Source organism: Desulfonatronovibrio hydrogenovorans DSM 9292 (assembly GCF_000686525.1).
In the GTDB taxonomy this organism is placed as follows: domain Bacteria; phylum Desulfobacterota; class Desulfovibrionia; order Desulfovibrionales; family Desulfonatronovibrionaceae; genus Desulfonatronovibrio; species Desulfonatronovibrio hydrogenovorans.
This window is the reverse complement of sequence record NZ_JMKT01000016.1, coordinates 125,205-149,545: the sequence shown is the minus strand read 5'-3', so window position 1 is coordinate 149,545 and position 24,341 is coordinate 125,205. Positions and strand designations below refer to the sequence as shown.

Here is a 24,341-nt window from a genome sequence, read left to right as displayed (position 1 = left end):
TTTCATGGTTTGAACGGCTGAAGACAAATGGCCGTTTTTTTCTGGATCGCAGAAAGTTTGAGATACCGGGGGGCAGAAGGGGCGCTTTTGATCAGTTCAGCAAGGCATTTTTCAGCCAGGTCAAACTGGCCAAGGGTAAGATAAAGATCAGCCAGTTCCTCCACGGTTTCATAGTTTCTGGGGTCATAGGGATTGAATTTTAGAGCCGTAATATAGAGGGCAGCAGCCCTGCCCGGATTTGGACCGTTCTTCAGGTTTCTGGCCCTGTCCAGAAACGGATTGGGGTTCTGATCATGCATGACAAAGGAAGCGGTTCCTTGAGGAGAGGTGATCTGCTCGCTTCTGATAAGATCCTGTTGATAATAAAGGTTTTCGTCGGCTGTAATCTGGCCGGCCCAAAGTTTTCCCAAAAGTTTTTCATTATGTCCGGCAAAGTCAAACCGGCCCTGGGTCCTGCTTTCATGGTGATAGACAACTGAGTCAGGACAATAACAGCAGGTATAGCCCATCCTGTTGATCTTCAAACACAGATCCACATCTTCAAATCCGTTTATGAATCGTTCGTCAAACCCACCAACTCTGAAAAAGCTCTCCTGCTTAACCAGCATGCAGGCCGCACTGAGGGCCTGGAAGGACCTGGTCTTGTTCACAGCTGGATGATCTTTGTGAAAACCGTTATAAATATGCCAGACAGTTTTTTCATCTGTAAACACAACTCCGGCATGCTGAACAGTGTCATCGGGATACAGGAGCTTGGACCCTGCAACAGCTCTTAAGTGGTCCTGGTCAATGCAGGTGATAAGGGCATCAAGCCATCCTTGAGTAACCTCGGTGTCATTGTTTAAAAAGACCAGATAGTCGGCTTCTGCCTCCCGGGCTCCCTGATTGCAGGCTTTGGCAAAACCATTATTTTTCTGGTTGAAGACAGCAGTGATCAGTTTTCTGCCGGCCAGATCCTCTAAATACTTTCTTGTTCCGTCTGTGGAGCCGTTGTCCACAACAATTATTTCATAGGGGTGGCTGGAGCCGTGTTTCAGAATGCTTTGCAGACAGTTGCGGGTTAAATCAATATTGTTGAAGACTGGAATGACTATTCCAGCCAGAGGTTTTTCTCTTTTACGGGACAAGGTTTTGTTTTCGCTGCCAGGACAAGGATAAGCCAGAACATCAAGACATCTTAAACTCTTTTTCTGTTTTTTGCGGATATCCTCTTCCAGCCTTTCAAACATCCGTTGACAGGACTGATGGTCCCTGGCGTCCTTTAATAATTGTCCTGCCCCATTTTTCCTGAACATCAGGCATGAAGGGTCGATTTTAGTACTCTGGAGACTGGAGCCAATCAAAAATCTATTGAAATAAAAAGCCAGCTCATCCAGTGGTCGATCTCTGTAGGCAGAGAAAAACTTATCAACCACAGCCTGATATCCGCTATCCTGGGTCATGGCCTGAACTGTTTCAGCATCCTTGTTCAGCCTGAGGTGGCAATACAGATACTTGAGCCAGCCTGGCTGCAAGATGGAAGTGCTTTTTATTATGGATATGTAAGCATGACTTGCCCTTTGAAGGGCTTTTTTTATTGAGCTGGAATCCGGGTACGGACATTCCACCCAATGGTCTGCCAGTCTGGATAGGGGGCTGTTGTCCGGTCTGGGCCCAACCATGATCACTTCCCTGATAAAACCCTGGGTAGACCAGGCCATTCTTTCCCAGAAGCTGATCAGTTCTTGCTGGTCAGGCATGTTTTCCCACAGGACCAGGATGGAAAATTTTTCCGGGAAATCAGTCTCAAGGCTGCTGAGGATGGCCCGGGCGGTTCTTTGGACTGCCAGACCGTCCCGGCCAAAGCAGAGGGCCCGGGCGTATTTTTGCCTTAACCCGGACAGCCTTTCTGGTTGATCAGACTCCCTTTTCACGGCTGACTCCAGTTCCTTGTAATTCTTGACCACCACACAGGCTTCCCTGGCCCTGTATTCAATGTCCTGGGGATCAAAATGAGTGAATTTTGATTTTGCCGGGTTGTCCACCAGGATGATGGGCCGGTCCAGAAGCATGAATTCAACAAAGGCTGATGAGACATCGCTGATTAGAATGTCTGCGGCCTGGAGACAAGGCGACAGGTCGTGGTCTTCAATAAAGGTGCAGTTGGGTTTTTGGGCTGCCTCAAATCTGTAGAATTGGGACCAGTTCTGGTCTGTCATGCCGTGCAGCTTGATAACCAGATGACTTTCAGGGTCAGGAAGATTCAGTATCTGCTCCTGGAGGACCGGGATTGCCGAGAGCTCGGGGTTGTAGGTAGGAGCAAAGAGAATGACTGTTTTGTCTGGATCTATGGAATGTTTTTGCAGAAATGTTTTTCGGTCTGCTGCCTGAGGACCGAAGAGTTTGTCGGATTTTATGAACCCGGTGACTTCTACAGGGACGAACACATTTTTGAGCAGAGACTGTTTGTGAAGCTCTCCCGGGACACAGACCAGGTCGGCCAGATTTTCGCGCCTGATGATGGGCCTTGAGGTGTAAAAACACCCCTTGCTGATCATACCGTGGCCAACATTTATGATCTGTCCGCAGTTATTGAGATAAGTTGCCGCATTGATGTCGGCTATCACAACTGCGCTGGGGGCGTGGTCTTCAGGCTTGGAAACAAATTTTGACTTTCCAGCCAGTCGGGCCATGGTTTCTGGATCAAGACCGCAACCAGGTTTCTCTCTGGTGGATGGCCGGTATAGAGGGGCGCAGAAGGCAACATCGATTTCCGGATGATGGGCCTGGAAGTAGTCATGCAAAGGTTCCAGAAAAGGAAGGTGCAGATTTCTCTCAACAAAAAAAAGGATTCGGATCTGACCCATGTTCACCCGGCTGAAGACTTTGAAAGTTTTCTTTGCAGATTTTTGGCCTCAATAAGTTCAATTGGCAGTCCATTCTGCGGGTTCTCTGGCTTTATGGACATTAATTTTGCCGGGGAAGGACTGCTGATGGCAAACATGTCCTTGGCCTGAATCAGGTCTTCTTCAAAATCAACTTCTATGCACCGGTATCTTGAAATATCCAGGGCCTTGAATTTCACTCCCTTGCTTATGGCCAGCTCCATACCCTTTTCAAAATAATCTTCATCATGACAGTCTTTTAAAGCCTGGATAAATGTCTTTATGTCATTTTTTTGAATTTTGTTCACTCCTACTGCTTCACCCAGAGGCCTTTCAACTTCTTTGGATATGCTGGCGATAAAGCCCAAGTCATCCTCAGTGTATTTGACCTCCTCTGCCCCGCATTTTTTGCGGTCCACGGCTGTGGTGTTGAAAGGGTGATCCAGGACGTCTCTGATCAGCTGGGAATCAAAGACCACGTCACCATTCACCCAGAGTACGTCATCATCAACATTTTCCAGGGCGCACAACAGACTCTTGGATGTATTGGTGATGTAGTAGAAGGGGTTGTACTTATAAAGGGCCTCGGGATACTGTTCCATGATCAGGGTCTTTTTAAAGCCGACCACCACGATGACCTGGTTTACTCCTGATTCATTAAGTATCCTGATCTGCCTGCCCAGAATGGGTTCCCCGCCCGGCATCTGGGTCAGGCACTTGGGAAAGGGTCTGCCCAGGCGGCTGCCTACTCCAGCGGCAAGAATTACTGCTTTCATTTTGTTATCCTCATATTACATTTCAATTTTTTTCTGCTGTCTGCCCGCAGGGATTAATTCATGGGTCTGGCTTATTGATCAGTCAGTTAGGAGTAAAAAGGCACATATACTGCCCGACCCTGGTGTTGCCGATTTCTTCCAGGGTCCACCCTGAAAGATTGGCAGTTTCTGCCAGCCAGACAGTATTGAAATACATCTTGCGGACATCTCCCCTGTAAATCTGAACTGAATTGTCTTTGAAAATGGTCGCGAAAAACCTGCCGGATGGGCTGATCACCCTGCGCAACTGAGTCAGGCAGTCCCAGATAGCATCAGGGTACACATGGGTAAAAACCGATTTGGCAAAAGCAAAGTCAAATGTCTTGTCAGGGAAGATACTGGAAAAACGAAATCGGTCATCAACGCAAAAGCTCGGTCGCCTGGAGGACATTTCTGGAGAAGCAGCCACCCTTTCTTGAGAAAAAGAGATTAAGGCCTCGGACACATCCATGCCGTGAAAATTGCCGGCTTCAAGATAGGTGATAATGTCTCTGGTTCCTCGCAGGGAGCCTGTTCCAATATCGAGGAAAATTTCCCCGGATTTCAGTCCGCATTCATCCACCAGAAAAGTATACTGCTTGTGGTGCATATCAGGCCCGCCACCAGTGGCTTCATCCGGCTCCAGCCTCTGGGCAAGATGATTCCAGTAATTTTTGTACGTTCCCATGTCGGGATTGGCGGTTCTGATTCGGACATTTCTTTCAAGGGCCTCTGCCAACTCAGTATTTCCCTCACTGCGCAGCTCCTCAATCAACTGGAAAGTCTTTTTGCGGATCAGGCTGGTTGCCGGATTTTCAGCAACAGCTTCCATTATCAGTTCAAGCAAGGTTTCAAGCTTCATTGAGGGCTCCTTTCATGGGTGAGGAGGGTAGTACCTTTAACCCGTTATATGGATAGAAGATCAGTAAGTTGACACTTATCTGTTTTGCACTGGTTATTTATTCCTGATGTTTATTTAGTAATGACAGCTGGTTATAATTATATGAGTGCGGATGATCTTGATCATAAGCACTGGCATAAAGCTTTCATCATAATACTTAGCAAGGTATGGACCAAAATTAAGATCAGATTTTGGCAGGGAGAAAAGGAGACTGAATAAAACAGGAAATGATGAAGTCAGTTGGATGGCCTCTGTCCACAAACTCTGGCACTCTATTATGACAGAAGGAGGTCAGTAGTCTGTATACTGGCCGGCCAGGTTTTCAAGTCTTGCTCTGCTGCCAGGTCCGATCCTGCGGCGCAGGTAGCTGCCAGCCAGGATAAAGGCCTGGTCCAGAAAGCCCTCTACGGTCCTGGCAGTGCTGTGGTATTCATGTTTGATAGCCACCTGCTGATCCACCACAACATTCCAGCCCAGGGCATCAGCCTGCAGGGAAAAGTAGTTGTCCACTCCATAACCAATGGGATTTTCATCAATTCCCAGGTTCTGCAGGGAGAACCAGCATTCAAGATTGATCAGGGGAGCAATGCCGTCGATGTAGCAGACTTTTCTGAACTGGTGTTTTCTGTTCTGAACCATCTGGGGGTGGTAGGGGTTGCTCAGGACTGAAGGAGAGTAAATTCCAACTTTCCCCAACTGTTTTTCAATCCAGGCCATTCTTTTGACGGCCCGGACAATAATGGGAGGAGTTACATCAAACAGGATATCGTTATTTAAAAACCAGAGATGGGTATACCCAAGGGATGAGATTTGCCTGGCTGTCCACTCCAGGGCTCCTGCCCAGAAAAGGTTTTGGGGCAGCCTGATCCAGGCCTGGGAATATTTTTCCGGAGCATTGTTGTCCAGGACCAGGATGTGGTCTTCAAGCCCAGGGTCAGACAGCAAAAGCTGGTCATGAACTCTCCTGGTCAGGCCAGGATCTCCGTAATGCAGAATGATTACGGCCGTCTTCAAGGTTTCTGACATAACTGAAATTGATTATCCCCAGTATACTTTTTCTGGGATACTGTTCAATGCCTTGTCCACCACCTCCATGCCCTGGACCACGGAGTGATCCATGTTGCCTACTTCATACTTCCAGGCCCCGAACCGGCCGCGGGAATAGATTTCCTTGCCTTCCATCCAGGGTTGAATGATACCCAGGGCTTTGTCTCGTTCCAGGGTCGGAACAGGGTAACTGTAATCAATGTCAATGGTGTAAACAGTCTTGATCAGATTTCGGTCCTCTGCATTGATCAAACCGGTGTTGATAAACCCCTGTATGGTCTGTTCGACTGCTGCTTCCTTGTCCACAGAATGATCATGAGGATAGGATATTTCAGCCATGAGAGAAAAGTTGCGGTTTATGTCTGGAACATTGTTGTGAGAATAATTGGAAAAATGGGTTACCCGGTAACAGGGAGTTTTGTTTTCCGGAAAGTACATCCAGCACTTTGTTGCAGGATCACTGCGTTCAAAGCCCACTCCCACGACCAGGCCTTTATTGGCTACAAGCAGACTTGCGGCCTGGGCAACCTTTTCCGGCCGGTTTCTGATTTTCGATACCAGGACATCTAAAGGCATGGTTGATATCAGCCGGTCATACTCCATGACCCTGCCCTCAGACAGCCCGAGCATCCTTTTTTCAGCGTCAATCCATTCAATGGACAGTCCATAGTCTATATGGTCATTGAAGCTTTTGGCAATGTTGCGAAAGATTTCCCCGGTCCCGCCCTTAAGGGGAAAAATGAATTTATTGTTGGGTCCCCAGCTGACATCGTCTTTTCCCAGAACTACGTTTTCAAGGACGCGCCTGAAGTCAACCACAGAAACCCTTTCAGCTATCCAATCTTTGGACATTTTTTCCAGGGGAGTGGCCCAGACCTTTTTGTTATAGGGGGACATGAAGTATTCTGCCACGCCAGGACCGAATACAGACAGTATCCAGTCCTTAAAGTTTTCCGGATTTCCTGAGTTATTCTGACTGGCTTCATACAGCCCCGTCAGACATTCATACAGGGCCTGTCTGGGCAGGTGGCGGATGTTGTTCTGGAATGGATAGGGAATCCAGCGGTCCAGGATGCGGATCCAGCTCTCCCTCAGATGTTCGAGGTAGTCGCTGCCCAGGGCCTGCTCCACAAATCTGTCAAAGCGTTTGTAGTGAGAAAAGATGACGTGTCCGCCTACATCCCAGGTATACCCCTGATTATCTACAAAACTTGAGGCCAGTCCTCCGGCGTAAGCATTTTTTTCTATGATTCGCCAGTTTTTGTAACCAAGTTCCTTAAGCCTATGTCCTGCTCCAAGCCCGGTAGGCCCAGCCCCGATTATCAGGATGTTTTTATCCATTCCCAGCCTCTGATTTGTTTTGATGGTTTTCATACTGAAGGAGGTCTTCGTCTACCAAGGCAGCGATTTCCTTTTCAGAAAACAAAGGTTCCATTTTCAGCCGATTGGCCTCTCTGCTGATAAGTGAAGCCTTGGACTGATTCATGCCGGTCTTAAGTTTGTGAATAACTTCAATGAATCCATTATAAATTGCCTGATATCCATACAGACGCATCCGGATCTGATGCTCTACCTCGTCGAACTGAGTTGGTGAGAAGCGAAGATCATAGTCGCCGACCACATCGAAAATCTCTTTCCGGTACATGTGTGCGCAACCCATGACATAATGACGAGGTGCAATGTAGTCGTGCTGGCCCTGGTCAGGTTCAAAGGAGTGGGCGTTTATGCTGTGGACCCATTCCTTTTTGGCTGTGATTATCCCTCCTGTATGCTGGATGGTTTTGGGAGATCCCGGAAACAGGATCTTAGCTCCCACAACTCCAGCCTCTGGATGCTCTTCAAATGTCTTGAGCATTTTTTTGATCCAATCAGGGGGCAGGGCAATGTCATCGTCCAGGTAGGCCACAAAATCAGCATACTGGTTTTCCGGATCATGGATAAGCCAGTTGCGGGCGGCTGGCGCACCAATATTGACCGGCAGGTTGATGATCTTTAGTTCCGGAAACATTGTTTTGGACAGAGAATAGAGCAGGGCCTCGGTCCTGTCAGCACTTCCGTTGTTTAGAATGAAAACTTTGTAGTTCCTGTAGTCTGTTGCCTTGAGACTATGCAGGGTTTCATGGAGCAAATGCATTTTGTTGAAGGTGTAAATGAATACATGCACCCTGGGCCTGCTTATGGGCTTATATATTGTGCGGAGAACCTTGGGATTTTTTCTAAACAACATCAAACATCACCTCCGGGACTTCGTTTAGTAGTCCGGTTTTGCGCATTTCCTGGATTCTGGACCGTATAAACTCGCGATCCTGTTTTTCGGTTTCAGCTTTGAGCCTGAGCATGTCTTCTGTAGGATGCTTCATGGCCAGCTTGTAGTCATTGCCCATGACATTGCCCAGGGCAGGGCGGCTCATGAATGCCTCCTTGCCGGCCTTCTGGCAGTGGACCACCTCAATGTGGCCGTTATAGACTATTTCATGGCCTTTGAGACAGGTCATGAAGTCATGGTCAATGTCGTCAACCTGTGAAGGAGAAAACCTTATATCAAACTCTCCCACTTCTTTAGCTGTTTGGGTGCGCAGCAGATGGCAACATCCCATGACTGACAGGCATTTGCGAGTCAGGTCAAATTGTCCCAGGTCCGGTTGATCCGGATGTTTTGAGGTCAGAATGATTTTGCTTTCTTCAACTACGTCCAGGAACCTGTAAATATATTGAATTGTTTTGGGGTGACCCTCATTGATGACTTTAGTCCCGGCGATGGCAGCCTTGGGAAAATGGTTCAGAGTACCGATCAGTTTTTTCAGCCAGTCACTGGGCAAAAGGACATCATCGTCAAGAAAAGCGATAAAGTCTGTATCTTCGTTTTCTGGCTGGGACATGAGCCAGTTGCGGGCGGCTGGAGCTCCGATATTGACCGGCAGGGTAATGATCCTGACTTGGTTGTTTGGAAAAAGCTTGGGGATATTTTCAAGCATTTCCTTGGTGCCGTCGGTGCAGTTGTTGTCAAGGATCAGGATCCGGGCGCTGCCTATGTCTGTTTGAGCCAGGCTTTCCAGGGTCTTTTGCAGGGCATCACGTTTGTTATATGAATAGATGAGGATATTGACCCTGGTGCTGCCCAGATCGTGGGCTTTTATTTTGTTATTTTCAGCTAGAAGATCATATAGTTTTAAATAAAGCGGAATCTGGAGCGGATCAAGAATAAGGGCTTTTCTCCACATTTCCATGGCTTCTGACTTGTTGCCCATATGAAGGAGACACTCACCAAGGTAGATAAATCTTAACGGTGAAAAGGTTTCCTGAGGCAGTTTTATCAGGCAGTCAGCAGCTTGATCGTGTTGACCTTCCATCATGAGAAGTGAGGCAAGTTTTTTCACTACATGGGCATGGACTGGCCTGCATTTTTTGTACAGGTCGGTGCAGGCCTGCAGAAGCTGCAGTGCATCTGCTGTTTTTCCTAGGTCAATATAAGCATCAGCCAGACTGAATAATATTTCCAGGTTGGAAATGCGACTGTCCTGCTGAAGGTATTTATTTGCCTTGTCAATGTTGCCTTTTTTTAGATAATTTATACCAATCTTGAGTCTGCTGTTTTCAGCTGATGTATGCTTAACATAAGCTAAAGACTCTCTTAGTTCAGGCAAGCCCCTTTTGTGCCCGGACATTTTCTTAAGATGCAATAGGCTTTCCATCACTTTATTGTCATAAGGTTTTTGGTCGTGGGCCTTTTCCAGGCAATATGTCCCCATTAAAACCGGGTCTATTCCTTGCTCAGGTCTGTAATCCTTTAGCAGCATTTCAGCCTGAATCAGATTGAATGGAAAAAGAATGTTGCCTTCACGCACTTTTTTCCGAAATATCTCTGCAGGATCAGAAAGGGGATATTTACTATTAAGCAGGTGGTTATGGCTTTTTTGGGGAAAACGGTTAGCTTGGGTGTCGCCAGGCTGAGGTTGAACTGCTTGGGTACGTTGCATGTTTTCTCCAATTATTAGGATTTAAAGTTAGAAATAATTTTGAAGCGAATAAGCAATTAGTCCAAAATAAGCTGAGGATTACCCTTGCTTGTGGACATGAGGGGATTCAGGATAGCTCTATAAAACTAATTGATACATCTGGTGTTGTATGAAAACGTTTTTTCACGAACTTTGCGCTTTTCCAAAATTTTAGCGAATTCATTTTTTGAGTACTTTTGTGAAAGTTTGTATGCATTACCACGTTGGTTTCCTCTTGCAGCTCTGCATTTTTTCCTGTCATCATGAGTGAGCTGAGCATGGATAACAGGAACATTTCCGTTATACATTAAGTCATAACCAGCCAGTCTCATTCTAATACCATGATCAATATCGACATACTGGGATGGTGAATAGCGAATATCAAACAGTCCGATTTTGTTGAATATTTCCTTTTTGAAAAGTGACGCACATCCTGTTACGTAATCTGGTATGTTGTTGCAATAATCATACTGTCCAATGTCTACTTCATCGCGGTGAGTAAAAAAAGTGACGTTGGTCCCATCTTCTAATCCAGTAAAGACAGGAAAGGCATCCTGAATCCTGCCTTCTGGGGTCAGCGTCTTGGAGCCTACGGCTGCCAGATCATCTCTCAAGGTGAAGGTGTTGAGAAAAATTTTTAGCCAGTTAGGCTCAAAGTTCAGCAGGTCATCATCAAGAATTGCAATAAAGTCTGCCTCACTATGGTCCCAGTTGGTAAGAAGCCAATTGTGCCCCCCTGGTCGGCCGATATTTGTGGGCAGAGAATCATGGATATAAGAGATACCTTCTGGCAACACTACTCTAAGATTCGGGAGAATCTCCTGCGTACCATCAGAGCTGCAATTATCAAGAAGAAACACCTTGTAGTTGCTGTAGTCAGTATTTCCTAAACATTTGAAAGTCTTTTGTAGATAAGGTTTGCGATTCATTGTCAAGATAAGAACATGAACCCGGGGTTCTTCTGGATAAAGCAGGTTTTCGCCTGTTACAACATCAGGATGGTTTGTTAGTTGGTCAGCTCTGTGCTTAATAAAGGCCAAGGAAGGATCTTCTTCTTTAAGAGCTACATTCCAGGTCTTAAGAGCCATGTCATGCTGCTTCAGATGAAAGTAGGCATTTCCAGCAAGGTAATGAGTCAATGCTGAGTTGCCTTTGGAATTTGCCTGGTAAGTATCTGTCAACGTTAGGAATTTTTTTCTCTGGGTTAGAAGAAAAAAATATTCATCTTTTTGGGTCAATTGCTTTGAGTCAGTTGAAGCATGACTTGCTATTGGTTGACGAGGTATTGATTTGTTATTGTTTTTAGGGGCTATGTTCTTTGGTATCATTCGGTTATCCATAGCATTGTTTAATGCTGATGCGTGTTTGAGTATTGTACTAATTGCTGATTTAATACTAGTTAATGATCCATAAGTTGGAGTTGCAGGACATGTACTTGACTCAAGGTATTTCTTCAGATTGGGATGAAAAAATGGGCTTTTGGGCATTCTGAGTACTATGTACAGGGAGAAGAGCAAATTCATCTCATTGGCTTTTGAGAATCCTGATTCAATAAGCCCAGCTTGGTAGCTTTGCATTAGTTCCTGGTTATTAAGCTCGAGCCCATTTCTGGCTACGGCGTCAGCATACAGGTGGGCCGGGTCAAAACCTGGATAAGAATATCCACAATGAGCCCAGTCAATGACCCTGATTCTTTCCTGAGGTTTTTGGATAAAAACGTTTGCCAGGCTAAGGTCGTTGTGACCAATTACTAAAGGCTGTTCATTCAACCATTTCAGCCATAAGGTTAGGTGAGTGTTGAATTTTTCCAATACAGTTGCATCATGATCAAAAGAAAAGAGGTCAGTTTTCATAGCTTGAGATATTGTCTTGGCCAATAGAGATATTTGAGAGTCGTTGTTGCTGGTAAGCCAGTTCAAGTAAGCGGTATTGTGCCATGCTCTTGCTGGCTTTTCTCTATCACTAAAAGCGCCATTGAATAAGCCGAATGATTTACCAATGAGCTGCAGATTGAGGGTGTTCCAGGTGTCAAATGGTTTTATGGGCTTAATGTCTTCCATGAAGAGCCAGTGTAGATTATCTTTTGAGTATGTATGATATAGCTTTGGAGGATGTAATGGGCACGTAGTGGATTGTAGCTCTGGCTGAGACAGGATTTTAGCTTCTAAGGGTGATGCCGATCTTTTGTGGACGATACTTTTTGCAATGATTGAATGTGGCAAAATTTCTGAAATAGATTGATCTATGCTATCATGTTTTATCTTAATACGGAATATACCGTCTGTACTTTCTGAAACAGCTTGAAATGAAATTTTCTCAGTTTCGTAAGAGTATTTTTCAGCACATTCTATTTTGCAGCTTTCATACAACTTGCTGATTGCTTTGTTGATCTCACTGTTAGGGAGTATGCTTGGAATATTTGGTGTTGTAGTCGAATTATTGTTTGTAGTTATGTTGCTTACATAACGAGGCGTTGCTTGGGATTTTTCGAAATTTTTCCAGCTCTTTTTGAAGGTTAAAAAATCATGTCCATGTTTCTTAATCAAATACTGCCACGCTTTTTGTTGCTTTTGCAGCTTGTTTTTTAAGTGCGATTCATTTGAGGCGAAATCATGGTAGATTACAGGGTCGGGACTGTATATTTGTTTTGTCATGTCAGGCTCAGTTTGGAGCAGACGGTAACTGAGATCGATTCCACCATGTCCAAATTGAATGTTGTCATCCCAGCCTTGCACCTTGAAAAATGGCTTAGACAAAAAGCTGACATTTCCTTCCAAGTTACAGTATTTTGGAAATGGATACTGCCCAAGATAATAATGCTTAGCTATTTCACTGAGGGGATTACTGGTTTTAGGCCGACAGACCCCGCGAACAGCAATGACATCATATTTTTCATGAGCATCAAGATGAGCCTTAACGATATTTTCAGCAGGAATCCCATCATCATCCAGAAAAAACAGGATCGGAGCCTTGGAGAATATTGCCCCGATATTGCGGGCCAAGTAGGCTCCGGTGTTGGTGTTCAGCCGGACATAAGTATCAATGTAGGGTTTGAGTTCATCAAATTCTCCCGGCTTTCCGCCGTTGTCCACAAAAATCAGCTCAAAATTCTGATTTCGTTGCTTTTCCAAAATCTGAAAGTTTTTGATGGTGTCAGGGTGAAATTTCCAAGAGATGACTATTATGGAGATTTTTGGACTTGTAACAGTCTTGGTTTCTTGAATAAAATCAAAATAATCTGAGTATGATTTGTGTTTATTCGTCCAGTTTATATGGAGCAATGCTTTAGTTAGTTTAGTTTTGGTGTTACCAACTTGGTCAGAAATGGATTCACCAATCCTGCTTAAGACATTTTTTGTCATATTCACATTATACTCACTGGCTAACCATTCGATATTTTTAAATGAAACCGTATGGTCAAAACAACTGATAAATCTATTCTCAAATATCTTTCTGTCCTTTGGGTTGGACCCTCCCCGGTCCTTGTCATAATCTACTTCAATAAGAGAACAGTGGGGATTGTAAACATGTTCGTTTGTTGCTCTGGCAATGACAGTCAGTTCGTTATCTGCCCCATGGGATTTATATTCATTGTAAAAAAGGTCACCGCCATAGAGACTATGTACCCATTGAACACGGACCATCCCAAAGGAAGCAATTCGCCCCTTCCACTTCCCATCATTAAAAGCCAATAAACCCTTTCCAGTCTTCTCCAAGGTTTGATATGCCAACACCAACCAGTCTCTTCCGGGAAAAGCATCCTGGGCCAGGTAAACGACATACTTAGCTTTAAGTCTTTTAAAGACTTCGTTGGCTGTTTTGATAAAGCCCAGGCGAAGGGTGTCGTTGGCTATGATTATCTTGCAGGGCATGCCAGCTCGACGCTGCAATATATCTGCGGTCTTCAGGCCCTGCTGCGTATCAATACACGGCATAATAACAGCCACTCCTTCGGGATCAGAGTAGAGGAAATTATCAATGTTATCTGTGTCGCATATTTCTATCGAGTTTTTTTTTGGCTTAATACTGGTTAGCTTTTTTGATAAGTTAAGATGTGTTTCAGCCAGTTTTGGATTTCCTCTGGCCTTTGCTACCTGTGCAAATTCAGCGTGAATTTTTGTGTCTTCAGGAAATTTTTTTTCTCCCTGGGCAATTACTGCATGGGCTTGAGCATGGTTGCCCTTAAATCTAAGGGCCATGGAGTAAAGAACATAGGCTTCAGGAGGAACTTGGTTTTTATAGCTGTCAAAGAGATCCTGGCATAGAGATATAACTCTGTCCCAGGCCTTTTGGTTCATGGCATTTTCAACTGCAACAAGCAGCTCCATTTTTTCTGGTACACTTTCAGATTTCGTTGTTTGGTTTTGAGAGTAATCATTTTTTTGGCATGTTAAGTTTATATCTATATGATTTGTTGGATTAATATTAGATATAAAATTATTAATTGATTGGATAACTTCAGAAGGGCTTGAGGCAAATTCATCATACTTAATAAAAAGCCTTGGACCAGGATGATTATTATAAAATTGCATCAATATGTTTTCATAATCAGTTTGTCTCTTTATTCCATAGATTTCAGAACTAGAAAAATTTTCAAAGCTTTCAAAATACAAATTTTTTTGCTTACTTTTTTCTTTAAAATAGGATAGATTAGATTTTTGAGGATCACGGTGCAAAACAACTAATGGTTTGCAGGATAATAACTCAGGGTATAATACTTCTGGATTTCCAGGGCAGTCTGGGTATAGATCGTAATAGTTATGACTAAATGAAAGGTTCAAGTGCTGGTTACAAAGATGAGAGTTTAGCATATCAGAAAGTTCACCCAAGCCTGATCCTGGAGAGGATAAAAACACAACATCTGATTGCTCATATTCTTTCTGAATTTTTTCTTTGCTGGTTTTTATGTCATGTTTGTACCACTTAAAGTATTTATTGTCTCGTAGATTATCATGAATAACTTTGTATTTAAGTTCATGCTTCCAGGCAACATATGGAAAGCTTAATTGATCTCTGAAGCTGTGGGTCATGATTTCATCCCACCAGGATTCCATTGCAGACATAATTTTTGGATGATTATGACGTCTTAGAATGATTCCACAGGCTGGAAAAGCTTGGTTGTTTGAAAACCCCTCAGTTTTATAGCTGGCTATCTGCCTATTAAGTATTTTTGGATCATCCTTGTTCAACTTAATGCATGAGTGTAACTCTTGCTCTATAGACTGTCTGTTTTCTGGATGTCTAAAAAGCGCTATGTTCCATTTGCAAAGGGTGTCAATAATAAGACCAAGAAGGCTATCTTTAATACGGATGTTACCGTCAATCCATAGACTAATTTGGTAATCAGGCAAGAATCGATGAGGAAGTATTTTGGGGAGCTTTGCCTTTCTAGCGTAATCAAATCCATTGCTTGGCAATAGACGGATATCCCATACATCTGATCTTAAATGGGGATTATCCGTGAAGCAGATATAGTCAATACCGGGGATTATAGATTCTGGATCGGAAAGATTGTCGCAGCAGCCTGTAATTGCAGTATAAATTGCAATTTTCTCTTTGTTTTTACAGCCTTTCCTTCCAGATAAGAAAGAATCATTTTGAGCACCTAACTTACACGATTCATTTGAAACAGGGTTGATATCGATTTCTCTTGATTCTCTTATTCTTTTAAAGATCGTATTAAGTGACTTGCTGAAAGGATCCAAACAGCCTTTTCTATCAATAATATCTTTCGGTGGTTCTATATCTGAAGAATATTGTTTTACAATATCATCATATTTCTCCGACAGTATGTTGCTTTCAGGCTGCAAATTTGTGATGATCAAAACTCCAGTAGGGGATACATTTATCGGGATTAAAGTTAATTCCGGCCTGAATTTCTGTAGGACCGTATAAAGCTTCCATACATCACCGGTCCAATTTCTGGTCCTTCTTTTTCTCTCGGCTTGGGCAGGGTGGCCAGGGAATATATCATCAACAACTATAACAGAGTGCTTAGCAGATAGCCTTTCAACATTTATAAAGTCACGCAAAACAAATTCAAAAAGATGCATGCCATCAATAAATGCTAAATCTGGTAATTGCTTGATGTGTTTCCCGGGATTTTCTTTAAAAAAATCATCACTAGTCATGGCAATGACTTGAGCATGTTCAGGAATATCTGTCTCGATCTGAGGCATTGGGTCAATGCCGATTGCTGGGCATTTTGCCAACTTTAAGCTTTTTCCTTTTTGTACCCCAATCTCAAGGTATAGTTTGGGGCAAAGATTTTCATGGACATGTAAAAGAAACTCATGTTTTTCAACATCGCCGACAGTAATCTCTTCTTCTTCTTTGCCTTTAGGAAACTTCTTAAGTTCTTTGTAAGAATGATCCAGGTAATGATAAGCTTGCTTTGGTGTTTTCTCTCCAAGTTCTATTATCAAATCTTGCCAAAGTCTTACTGCCTTAGCCCAGTCTGATTGCTCCATAGTATAAAGAGCGTCATTAAGAAGTTCGTTTATGCAGTGATACCTATTGGTAGAGCCATTATTCATTATAGCATCATGAACTGCTTTTATATTTTTTTTAGAAATCATCTCTGGCTCCCTGAAAAAAATGAATTCTTCTGAGTATTTTGTCAGTTAAGCTTTGTAATTATTTTTTTGTCAACCACCTAGTCGAGGGTCAAAATCATGATGGAGTCGCATCAGCTGGTCGTATGCTTTTTCATTTTTGCATCACTCTTTGATAATTGAACCCCATAAGCATCACATTTGTGACATAAACTGCCTGTATCATTTTGATTGAGCTCTAGAAATTCTATGAATTTATCGCTACTATAAATTTCGTTAAGCGTATTTTTAGTAATATTTCCTATTATAAATTTTAAGCCATAATCCATGCAACATATAACTAGGTCACCGTTAGGGAGCAGTACTGGATGTGAATAATTTCTTTTACATGTTACAGGTCCAGTTTTTCCTAGTGTCTTAATGTCTTGTAAATTTCCTGATCGTGATATTGGTGGTATAAATTTTATTTTGAAGTTATCATGCTCTATAATTTCTTTAAGAAGTATATTTTTACCATGGCAATGAAAAGATTTATTACTGATGTTAGAATCAATTATTTTTTTAATTTTTTGTTTATAGTTATTTGAAGTCAAGAATTTGTCGTTTTTAGATGGCATATGAATAGCAAAGAGAGAAAAAGGTATTTTCTCTAGCCTATCAATATGTTTCATTTGTAAGCCAGATATTGTTGTTGATATTGTTATCTCTCGATTTTTAGAATTTGCATATTCAATCATATCGATACATGATTTATTTAAGAATGGCTCACAAAATCCAGTAAAATTAATTTTTATATTTCTCGGCAGGTTGTCAACAATATTTTTAAATTTACTAAGTTGTAAATATGTAACATCAGATATTTTTTTGTAGGAATTAATTAATAAATCTTGAGGGCAATACGGACACATGTTTTGACACCCAACTTTGGTTGTTATTTCCAAGTGAGTAACATTTACTTTTTTTGAAGATGATGAGTATCTATCTTGTTTTGAAGGCCTGTAGTCATTTTGAGAGATATGTCTTAGAATGTGTGTTGTATTATGCGCTTGACTTATTTTGATGGTTTTGCCGTCCATTTGACCCTTTTTTTGGGCTTGTAGTATTTTTTTATATTCTCTGAGAATGATTTTATCATTATTGAAATTTTCAACTCCTTGGACAATAACCCTAGATGCCTTTTCAATATCATTTTGAAAACGATATGCCATTGATAAAAAAGCAAATACTTTAGGTGGAGCATCATTTTTAAATTTTTTTATTATTTCTTGCCATAAAAGGGCCGCTTCTGCCCATTTACTTTTGTTCATGGCTTCTTCTGCATTAGCTATAGATTTTTCCATTTTTCTTTTGACGTATTGAGATAAGGTGTCTTTTTGCATATCATTTATCTAATGTTTTTATTGACTCGGCTTAGTGGGCTTACCTCAGTTTTTTTATTTAAACGAGAGCGTTACCTTTTAGTGGCCTCGTAGCGTAACATTTTATTTGACCCGATTGAATTATTATTCTCAAGTTTGTTCTTTGATTATTTCGGAGTGAGCCGGTCCTATAAGGCCATGACCCCTGGCGCTTTGCCTAAAAAGTTTCATTGTGTTGTGGGTGATACAGGAAACATCTCATTCAGTTGTTCCTTTTTCAGACCTCTTAGCAAAAAGGAGCTCATGTTCTGGCATGTCTTGAGGTTTCCAATTGCCGGCTCAACTGTCTGGGAGCGTTTGTAGTAAGTCCTGCGGCCCCTTTGAGTCAGAATCTTGCCTTCAGTGATTTGCCTTGTACGCATCCTCTTGGAAATTCAAATATCTGATGCCGGGAAAAAATATTGATTTCATGTTGTTTGGAAAATTAAGCAAGAGGTGTGCCGGGAAAGCAGCGATCTGGATTAGCGCGGATTGGATTGCCCTGGCAGAAAAAGTCAATTCTAGGTATATGAGACACTACCAGGAAATATCAGTGGAAGGCAATAATCACTGCATAGTCTTATTTTTAAACTGGTTGGTAATTATTTAGATCCTTAAAAGCAGCAGTCTTTTGATCACAATGGTTTGAGTTTCTTTCATAAAATGTCATTCTTATCTCTAACTTGTTTCCAGTAACAAAATGTCTTTGTTGTTTAATAGTCTTATATATTAAGGGAATTGGTTGTTTACAAAGTCGGTTAATTGACTGTTGCTTATGTCGGGTATTCTTTGGAGCTAGTGATTTAGGCTCAAAATGACCTTAGAGTATCAGGTCTGGGATAAAAGAAGTCCGGAAAAAGGCCCTGGGTTAAAGCCAGCATTACCTGTCGGATCGTTCGGCATAGGATCATAATTCGGCTTGGGAAATAATTTCCCTGTTTTGTTGTCAAGCCAGCTGCCCCGCCAAATCATGGATTGTTTTTTGCAAAAATCCAGATCCACCTGAAATAGTCATTATTAGGTTTGGCCTGGAGGTTTCTACTGGTGAAGATATGTATTGTTGCCGGGGGGAGGATACCCTGCCGGTTTTACGGAGGAACCGAGCGGGTTGTATACTGGCTGGTCAAGGAATTGGCAGGGATGGGACTAGAGGTCACCCTGGTAGCTCCGAAAGGCTCAAGCCATGCCCAGGCCCACCGGGTTATTACCTTCAGGAAAACCGGAAACGAGATCAATCGCTGCCCACCAGATATCCAGAGTCTGATCCCGGCAGACATTGATCTGGTTCACATTCATTTTGCGTACAAGGAAAAGCTGTCCATCCCGGCATTGAAGACAGTGCATGGGTATCCGTTCCATTATACCGGCAGAAAGGTATATGCCAGACCAGAAGAGTTTGATGGTCAAACCAGTTTTGTCAGCGATGCTCATCGCAGGGTCTGCGGCTTGCCGGAAAATCCATTTATCCATAATGGGCTGGATCCGGATGAATACCTGTTTCAGAGGGAAAAAAACGACTATCTGCTGTTTCTGGGTAAGGTGGACTGGAACGTCAAAGGATTGCCCCTGGCCATGAAGATCGCTCAAGAAACCAAAACCAGGCTGGTTATTGCCGGAGATTTTCTTGACCCGCATTTTTTTCAGAATCAGCTTAAACCCAGGCTTTCGCCTCTGGTGAGCTATGCCGGCCCTGTTGACGGACAGAAAAAGGCCGGGCTTCTGGCCAGGGCCAAGGCCCTGATATTTCCGACTCTATGGCCGGAGCCTTTTGGTCTGGTGGCCATTGAGGCCATGATCAGCGGAACCCCGGTATTGGGGACAAGAAACGGAGCCCTTCCAGAAATCATTGAACATGGAAGGACCGGTTTTCTGGCTGCAAGGCCGTCTGAGACTATTGATCAGTTAGGCAGGATTGAAGAGCTTGACCCTGAGGCGTGCCGCAGCCATGTCCTGAAAAGGTTTACCAGCAGGATCATGGCCAGGAACTATTTAGAGCTTTATAAGCGTATTATTGCCTTGCACGGTTCGCATTGATCAAGGAGCATCCTTGCTGGGTTTTTCCTTTTTTTTCTGCCTGAATGAAACCAGGCCGAATATAAGCCAGAAAAGGGTTAAGCCTGAGGTGAGAATAAGGACGGGAACTGGCCCGAACTGGTAAATAAGGGGCAGGGATGCTGCTGTAAACAGACCACCTCCAACCACCGGCTCAAACAGGAGCTGTTTGTAGCCGAAACTCTCCATAGCCCCTGTCCTGTTGTCAGGATCAACAATCCGCATAAGCAGAAGACCAATTACAGTCATGCCCATGCATTGACCGAAATTGCCCATCCCCCTGGCAAACCAGTCCCTGGGGAACATCAGGGGAGCCAGGACCAGGAAGCCGAACAGGTTCCAGAGAATCCCGGCTCCGGCCAGGATCAGGAAAGGCTGGATATTGGCTCCCACTGCCTTGACCGATAAAGTGGCCAGGGCTGAGACTATGAGGATGTCCAGGGCAGCGCCGGAAATCCTGTTGATCAGCTTGCGGTCGATGTATTTTGAGTAGCCGGTCCTGTCCAGGATGATCTGGAGAAACACACCGCCGATCATGGCCAGGGGAAAAAGGGGAACATGACGCATCAGCTCAAAGTCTGAGCCTGACAGAAATACTGATTCAGTCCACATAAGTCCCTGATGGATGATCCAGCCGACCCCGATGGCCAGGCCGACCAGACTCAGATGCAGGGACAATGGCTCGGTCATGGCACTGAATTTTTCAATATCCAGCTGCTGGCTTTCCCGTTCATCATGTTCAGCCAGCTCTTCCAGTTCCTTGGTGCTTGTTTTACCGGGAGGATGGATGCGGCCCGAGCGCACCCCCCAGTTGATGAGCAGGATGCCAAGCAAAGTACCCATGACCACACCCATGGTAGCCAGGGCCAGGGCTAGATCCGCTCCATCGGCAAAACCAAGCTCTTTAAAGGTTTCGGCAAGACCGGCTGCAGTTCCATGGCCGCCTTCAAAGCTGATCTCGATCAGCGCCCCGGACAGGGGGCTTATCCCCCAGATGGGAGTCAAGAAAACAAGGGCCAGGGTAATGCCGATGACATACTGTCCCCAGGCCAGGGTCTGGCCATGGGCCACCATTGGGCCGGCCTTGTGCCAGATGTCTTTAAGGGGCGGTATTTTTTTGCCGATGAACAGTGATGCGAAAACAGCACTGATCAGAAGGCCGGGCAAGCCGGACCAGACTTCCAGGATCTGATCAGGGAAGAGTCCGTTTTTGATCCAGTGTTCTTTAGTAATAAAGGTTGCTGTCAGGCTTCCTAGAACCTGTTCTCCCAGCAAAAGTCCCAGGATGCCGGCAATGATTGAGGCCGGGATAAACAGTTTCTGAAAGGCCTTGATCCTGCGCCGGATCATTTTGCCAACCAGGAGCAGGATGCCGATGACTATGAGCGCGTAAAATATCTGTTCCAGATTCATGGATGAAGATCCTGGGCCGGGCTTGGAGCAAAATTAGCCAGGCATTTGTTTTTCCGGTTAATGACTACTTTGCAGCCTTTTGGGGCAGCATCTGATTATGGTTTACCGGTCAAGATGTCACCAGTCAAACCCGGGCTCAATTAATAACCGGTATCAGATATCTGTCAACCGGGGCGAAATTATCAGTCAGTACCGGGAGATCATGCTCAAAATCGTCCTGCCAGAGGTTGGCCAGCATCCTGTCCAGTTCCGGGTCAGGATTGCTCATGGTTACTGGTTCATGGGATTTAAAAGCGGCCAGCATGATATTCTGGTTTTTTTTGGCATCAATGGGAGCATCTACCTGAAAGGCAAAAACCTGGGGAAAAACCTGCTCAAAGGTCTTGAGCTGGGCCTGAAAATAGCGGCTGTTTGGTCCGCCTGCTGCGGAGATGATGTTCATAAGCACAACTCCCTTGGGCTTGAGGAGTCTGGACATGTTTTCAACAGCCTCCAGCGTGGTCATCTGAAAGGGAATATAGTATGAACCGCTGAAAACATCAGCTACAATGGCGTCATACTTTTGACTGCTGCTGTTTAAGTAGGTGCGTCCGTCCTGATGAGTTATGGTAAGTCTGGGGCTGTCCTGCAGGTAAAAGTGTTCCCTGGCCAGCCTGGTGAATTCCGGGTCGATTTCCACAACATGTATTTCTGCCTTGGGCAATGCGTTCAGGTAGTGTTTGGGAAAGGAATATGCGCCCCCTCCAAGCATCAGGGTCTTTTTTATGTCAGGGTTGAAGTGCTTGATCAGGCGGAAATATTTGGTGTATTCAAGAATCAGTTCCTGAGGGTCATCAACATACATGGCTGACTGGTATCTGCCCGGGCTGGTGGTTATGACCCTGACCAGCCGGTCTGTTCCCTGTTCGTGACCCTGGTAGATCTGGATCCGGTTATATCTGGAATCCAGGTCAAAGAAGCCGCGTTCCCGGGCAGAACTCTGGTATGAACTGACAACGGTGATTCCTGCAATCCCGATTATTGCTAAGGCGAACTTGGCTGCAGGGGCTGGTTTAAATGCTGTCAAAAGGGACAGCAGGCCCATAATCACTGCCAGAAAGAACAGGATGTTGGTGCTGGCGAAAAAGGCCACCAGGACAAATCCTGAAAGAAAGGTTCCAACAATACTGCCGATGGTTGACAAGGCATACATGCGCCCGACAGAGCTTCCTGATGTTTCCAGACTCCTTATTTTCATCTTGACGGCATAGGGCGTGATCATTCCCAGGCCTATGCTTGGCGGGCCGAAAAGAATGGTGGTGGCCAGGACCACGTTGAAATAGATGTCAGAGCTTGTCTGCAGGAGAAAGGACAGCACAGGTTTATGGATCATGGTACATAGAGCGATCAACAGACCTGATCCAAGAATGATTATGGACAGTCTGGCCATGGTAGCCCCTTTGTCGGCCAGCCTGCCGCCCAGATAATAGCCGATGCTCAGGCTGGCCAGGACAATGCCGATGAGTCCGGTCCAAACAATTATGGATGTTCCAAGATAAGGAGCCAGGATCCTTGCACCTACCAGCTCCAGAATCATGACTACTGCTCCAGAGCAAAATACGATGAGTTCCAGAGAGTATTTTTTCATGTAATAGTTCCTTTTTTTGAGGATTGAGCTTTTGGATGTCCAAGGATATAGTTTTTTTGCCTTTGTTGCGCAATCAGGGTTTGGTTCAGAAAAAACCAGCAGGCCGGAGACTGATAGTGAGTGCTGAAAATCTTTTTGCTGACCTGGTCAGTTTTGATTCCAGGGAGGCCCTTGAAAGGTGCATGGGCAGCAAAGACTTTGTCATGGAACTCGCCCGGATATTCATTGACCAGAGTCTGCCCATGTATATGCCCGGACTTGAAGCAGGAGTCCGGTCTGGAGATCCTGATCAGGTCGCCCAGAATGCCCACGGTATCAAGGGCGGGTGTGCTGTGATCGGGCTGGTTAGAGCCAGGGAGATTTCCCTGGCCCTGGAACAGGCCGGTAAAAGAGGCGACCTGGACCTGGCCGGAAAGCTTCTGCCCTTACTTAAATCCGAGCTGGACCTGGTGGCTGAATTGATTCATAATGGTATTTTTGTCCAGTAACAGGTATTTTTTCATTGCCTGAACATTACAAGGAAGATTCATATGAGCGGGGATACATTCGGTCGAATATTCAGGGTGACCACCTTTGGAGAATCCCATGGACCGGGACTTGGGGGGATTGTTGAGGGATGCCCGGCTGGTATTGCCCTCAGCGAGGACATTATCCAAATAGAGCTGGATAAAAGAAAGCCGGGTTCAGGTCCTTTGTCCACCAAGAGAAAAGAAGAGGACAGGGTCAGACTCCTGTCCGGGGTGTTTGAAGGAAAAACCACAGGTACAGCCATAGGATTCTATATTGCAAACCAGGATCAGCGGTCCAGGGATTACTCTCTTATCAAGGATATATACAGGCCTGGACATGGGGATTTCACCTATGAAGCCAAGTACGGAATCAGGGACTACCGGGGGGGAGGAAGATCCTCAGGCCGGGAGACGGTTTCCAGGGTGGCAGCCGGAGCCATTGCCGGGGAATTTTTAAAGACCATGGATATCCGGGTCGAGGCATATACTGTTGAACTTGGGGGAATCACTGCCAAATCCGGTTCAGAGTCTAGAGGGCTGGACAATGTTTTTGCCTGCCCTGATCCGGATGTTGTGCCAGTCTGGGAAAAGCTGGTCAAAGAAGTGAAAAAGGACGGTGACTCCCTGGGAGGGGTGGTGGAGGTCAGAGCGGACAATGTTCCGCTAGGCCTTGGAGAACCTGTTTTTGACAAGCTGGATGCCAGGCTGGCTTATGCTTTGATGGGAGTCGGGGCGGTTAAAGGGGTAGAGATCGGTCGTGGCTTTCAGGCGGCCCGGCTCAAAGGCAGCGAAAACAATGATCCCATGGCTAGAAACGGATTTGAATCAAACAATGCCGGAGGAATACTGGCTGGGATATCATCAGGCCAGCCACTGATAGCCAGGGTGGCGATAAAACCCATTCCCTCCATTGCCAGAGAGCAGAAAACATTGACTTCCAAGGGCCAGGAAAAAACCATAACCATAGGCGGGCGTCACGATATAAGCGCCATTCCCAGGATAGTTCCGGTACTCAGGTCCATGTTCATGCTGGTCCTGGCCGACATGGCCCTGCTCCAAAGGGCCAGGAAGAACTGAACCTTGCAGTTACAGGACCCTGAACCTGGCAGGTTTTTTTCTGATTACCTGCTTCTGGCTAGTCCATTTTGGGCCTGGGCTTTCAGGTCTGGCCAGGTTAAGCCGGTTCCG

The 24,341-nt window shown here is 44.7% G+C and carries 15 protein-coding genes; 3 read left to right on the top strand and 12 right to left on the bottom strand.

Annotation, left to right across the window (positions count from 1 at the left end; all coding sequences use genetic code 11):
- Window positions 1-2: 2 nt before the first annotated feature.
- From P771_RS18495 to P771_RS19250, 10 genes are all read right to left on the bottom strand, one after another.
- Window positions 3-2,846 carry a glycosyltransferase gene (locus P771_RS18495; protein WP_051617351.1) on the bottom strand — a complete coding sequence of 948 codons (2,844 nt, stop codon included), beginning with the start codon at window positions 2,844-2,846 and terminating at the stop codon, window positions 3-5.
- A 2-nt stretch (window positions 2,847-2,848) separates the two neighbouring features.
- Window positions 2,849-3,640, bottom strand: coding sequence for a phosphocholine cytidylyltransferase family protein (locus tag P771_RS0113610; RefSeq protein WP_028575566.1), 792 nt, complete (start codon window positions 3,638-3,640; stop codon window positions 2,849-2,851).
- Window positions 3,641-3,722: 82 nt separating this feature from the next.
- Window positions 3,723-4,520 (bottom strand): class I SAM-dependent methyltransferase, encoded by a 798-nt coding sequence (locus P771_RS0113605; protein WP_028575565.1) that lies wholly within the window; start codon window positions 4,518-4,520, stop codon window positions 3,723-3,725.
- Between the two features lie 330 nt (window positions 4,521-4,850).
- Window positions 4,851-5,585 (bottom strand): glycosyltransferase family protein, encoded by a 735-nt coding sequence (locus P771_RS17725; protein WP_035244634.1) that lies wholly within the window; start codon window positions 5,583-5,585, stop codon window positions 4,851-4,853.
- Window positions 5,586-5,597: 12 nt separating this feature from the next.
- Entirely contained in the window at window positions 5,598-6,947 is a 1,350-nt protein-coding gene (locus P771_RS0113590) for a protoporphyrinogen/coproporphyrinogen oxidase (protein WP_028575563.1), read from the bottom strand.
- On the bottom strand, window positions 6,940-7,833 hold the full coding sequence (locus P771_RS17720; protein ID WP_028575562.1) for a glycosyltransferase family 2 protein: 894 nt from the start codon (window positions 7,831-7,833) through the stop codon (window positions 6,940-6,942). The genes P771_RS0113590 and P771_RS17720 overlap by 8 nt, the downstream gene beginning before the upstream one ends.
- Window positions 7,823-9,583, bottom strand: a complete 1,761-nt coding sequence (locus P771_RS18490) for a glycosyltransferase (RefSeq protein WP_051617350.1) — start codon at window positions 9,581-9,583, stop codon at window positions 7,823-7,825. The genes P771_RS17720 and P771_RS18490 overlap by 11 nt, the downstream gene beginning before the upstream one ends.
- Before the next feature lie 125 nt (window positions 9,584-9,708).
- Window positions 9,709-16,179: a glycosyltransferase gene (locus tag P771_RS17710; protein WP_035244631.1), complete on the bottom strand. Its 6,471-nt coding sequence runs from the start codon at window positions 16,177-16,179 to the stop codon at window positions 9,709-9,711.
- A 110-nt stretch (window positions 16,180-16,289) separates the two neighbouring features.
- Complete coding sequence (locus tag P771_RS0113570; RefSeq protein ID WP_028575561.1) at window positions 16,290-17,534, bottom strand: radical SAM/SPASM domain-containing protein; 1,245 nt, start codon at window positions 17,532-17,534, stop codon at window positions 16,290-16,292.
- A 206-nt stretch (window positions 17,535-17,740) separates the two neighbouring features.
- Window positions 17,741-17,935 (bottom strand): transposase, encoded by a 195-nt coding sequence (locus tag P771_RS19250; protein WP_084301932.1) that lies wholly within the window; start codon window positions 17,933-17,935, stop codon window positions 17,741-17,743.
- 661 nt (window positions 17,936-18,596) lie between these two features.
- Between P771_RS19250 and P771_RS0113560 the strand changes: the two genes are divergently transcribed.
- Complete coding sequence (locus tag P771_RS0113560) at window positions 18,597-19,586, top strand: glycosyltransferase family 4 protein (RefSeq protein WP_028575560.1); 990 nt, start codon at window positions 18,597-18,599, stop codon at window positions 19,584-19,586.
- Here the strand turns inward: P771_RS0113560 and P771_RS0113555 are convergent, their stop codons facing one another.
- Together P771_RS0113555 and P771_RS0113545 are read right to left on the bottom strand one after the other, a co-directional pair.
- A complete protein-coding gene (locus tag P771_RS0113555) occupies window positions 19,587-21,017 on the bottom strand; it encodes a sodium/glutamate symporter (protein WP_028575559.1) in 1,431 nt (476 codons plus the stop codon). It abuts the gene before it with no gap.
- Between the two features lie 136 nt (window positions 21,018-21,153).
- Window positions 21,154-22,644, bottom strand: a complete 1,491-nt coding sequence (locus P771_RS0113545; protein ID WP_028575558.1) for a fused MFS/spermidine synthase — start codon at window positions 22,642-22,644, stop codon at window positions 21,154-21,156.
- 116 nt (window positions 22,645-22,760) lie between these two features.
- Between P771_RS0113545 and P771_RS0113540 the strand changes: the two genes are divergently transcribed.
- Window positions 22,761-23,132, top strand: coding sequence for an Hpt domain-containing protein (locus P771_RS0113540; RefSeq protein WP_161635986.1), 372 nt, complete (start codon window positions 22,761-22,763; stop codon window positions 23,130-23,132).
- 42 nt (window positions 23,133-23,174) lie between these two features.
- Window positions 23,175-24,230 carry a chorismate synthase gene (gene aroC / locus P771_RS0113535; protein WP_028575556.1) on the top strand — a complete coding sequence of 352 codons (1,056 nt, stop codon included), beginning with the start codon at window positions 23,175-23,177 and terminating at the stop codon, window positions 24,228-24,230.
- Window positions 24,231-24,341 lie beyond the last annotated feature (111 nt).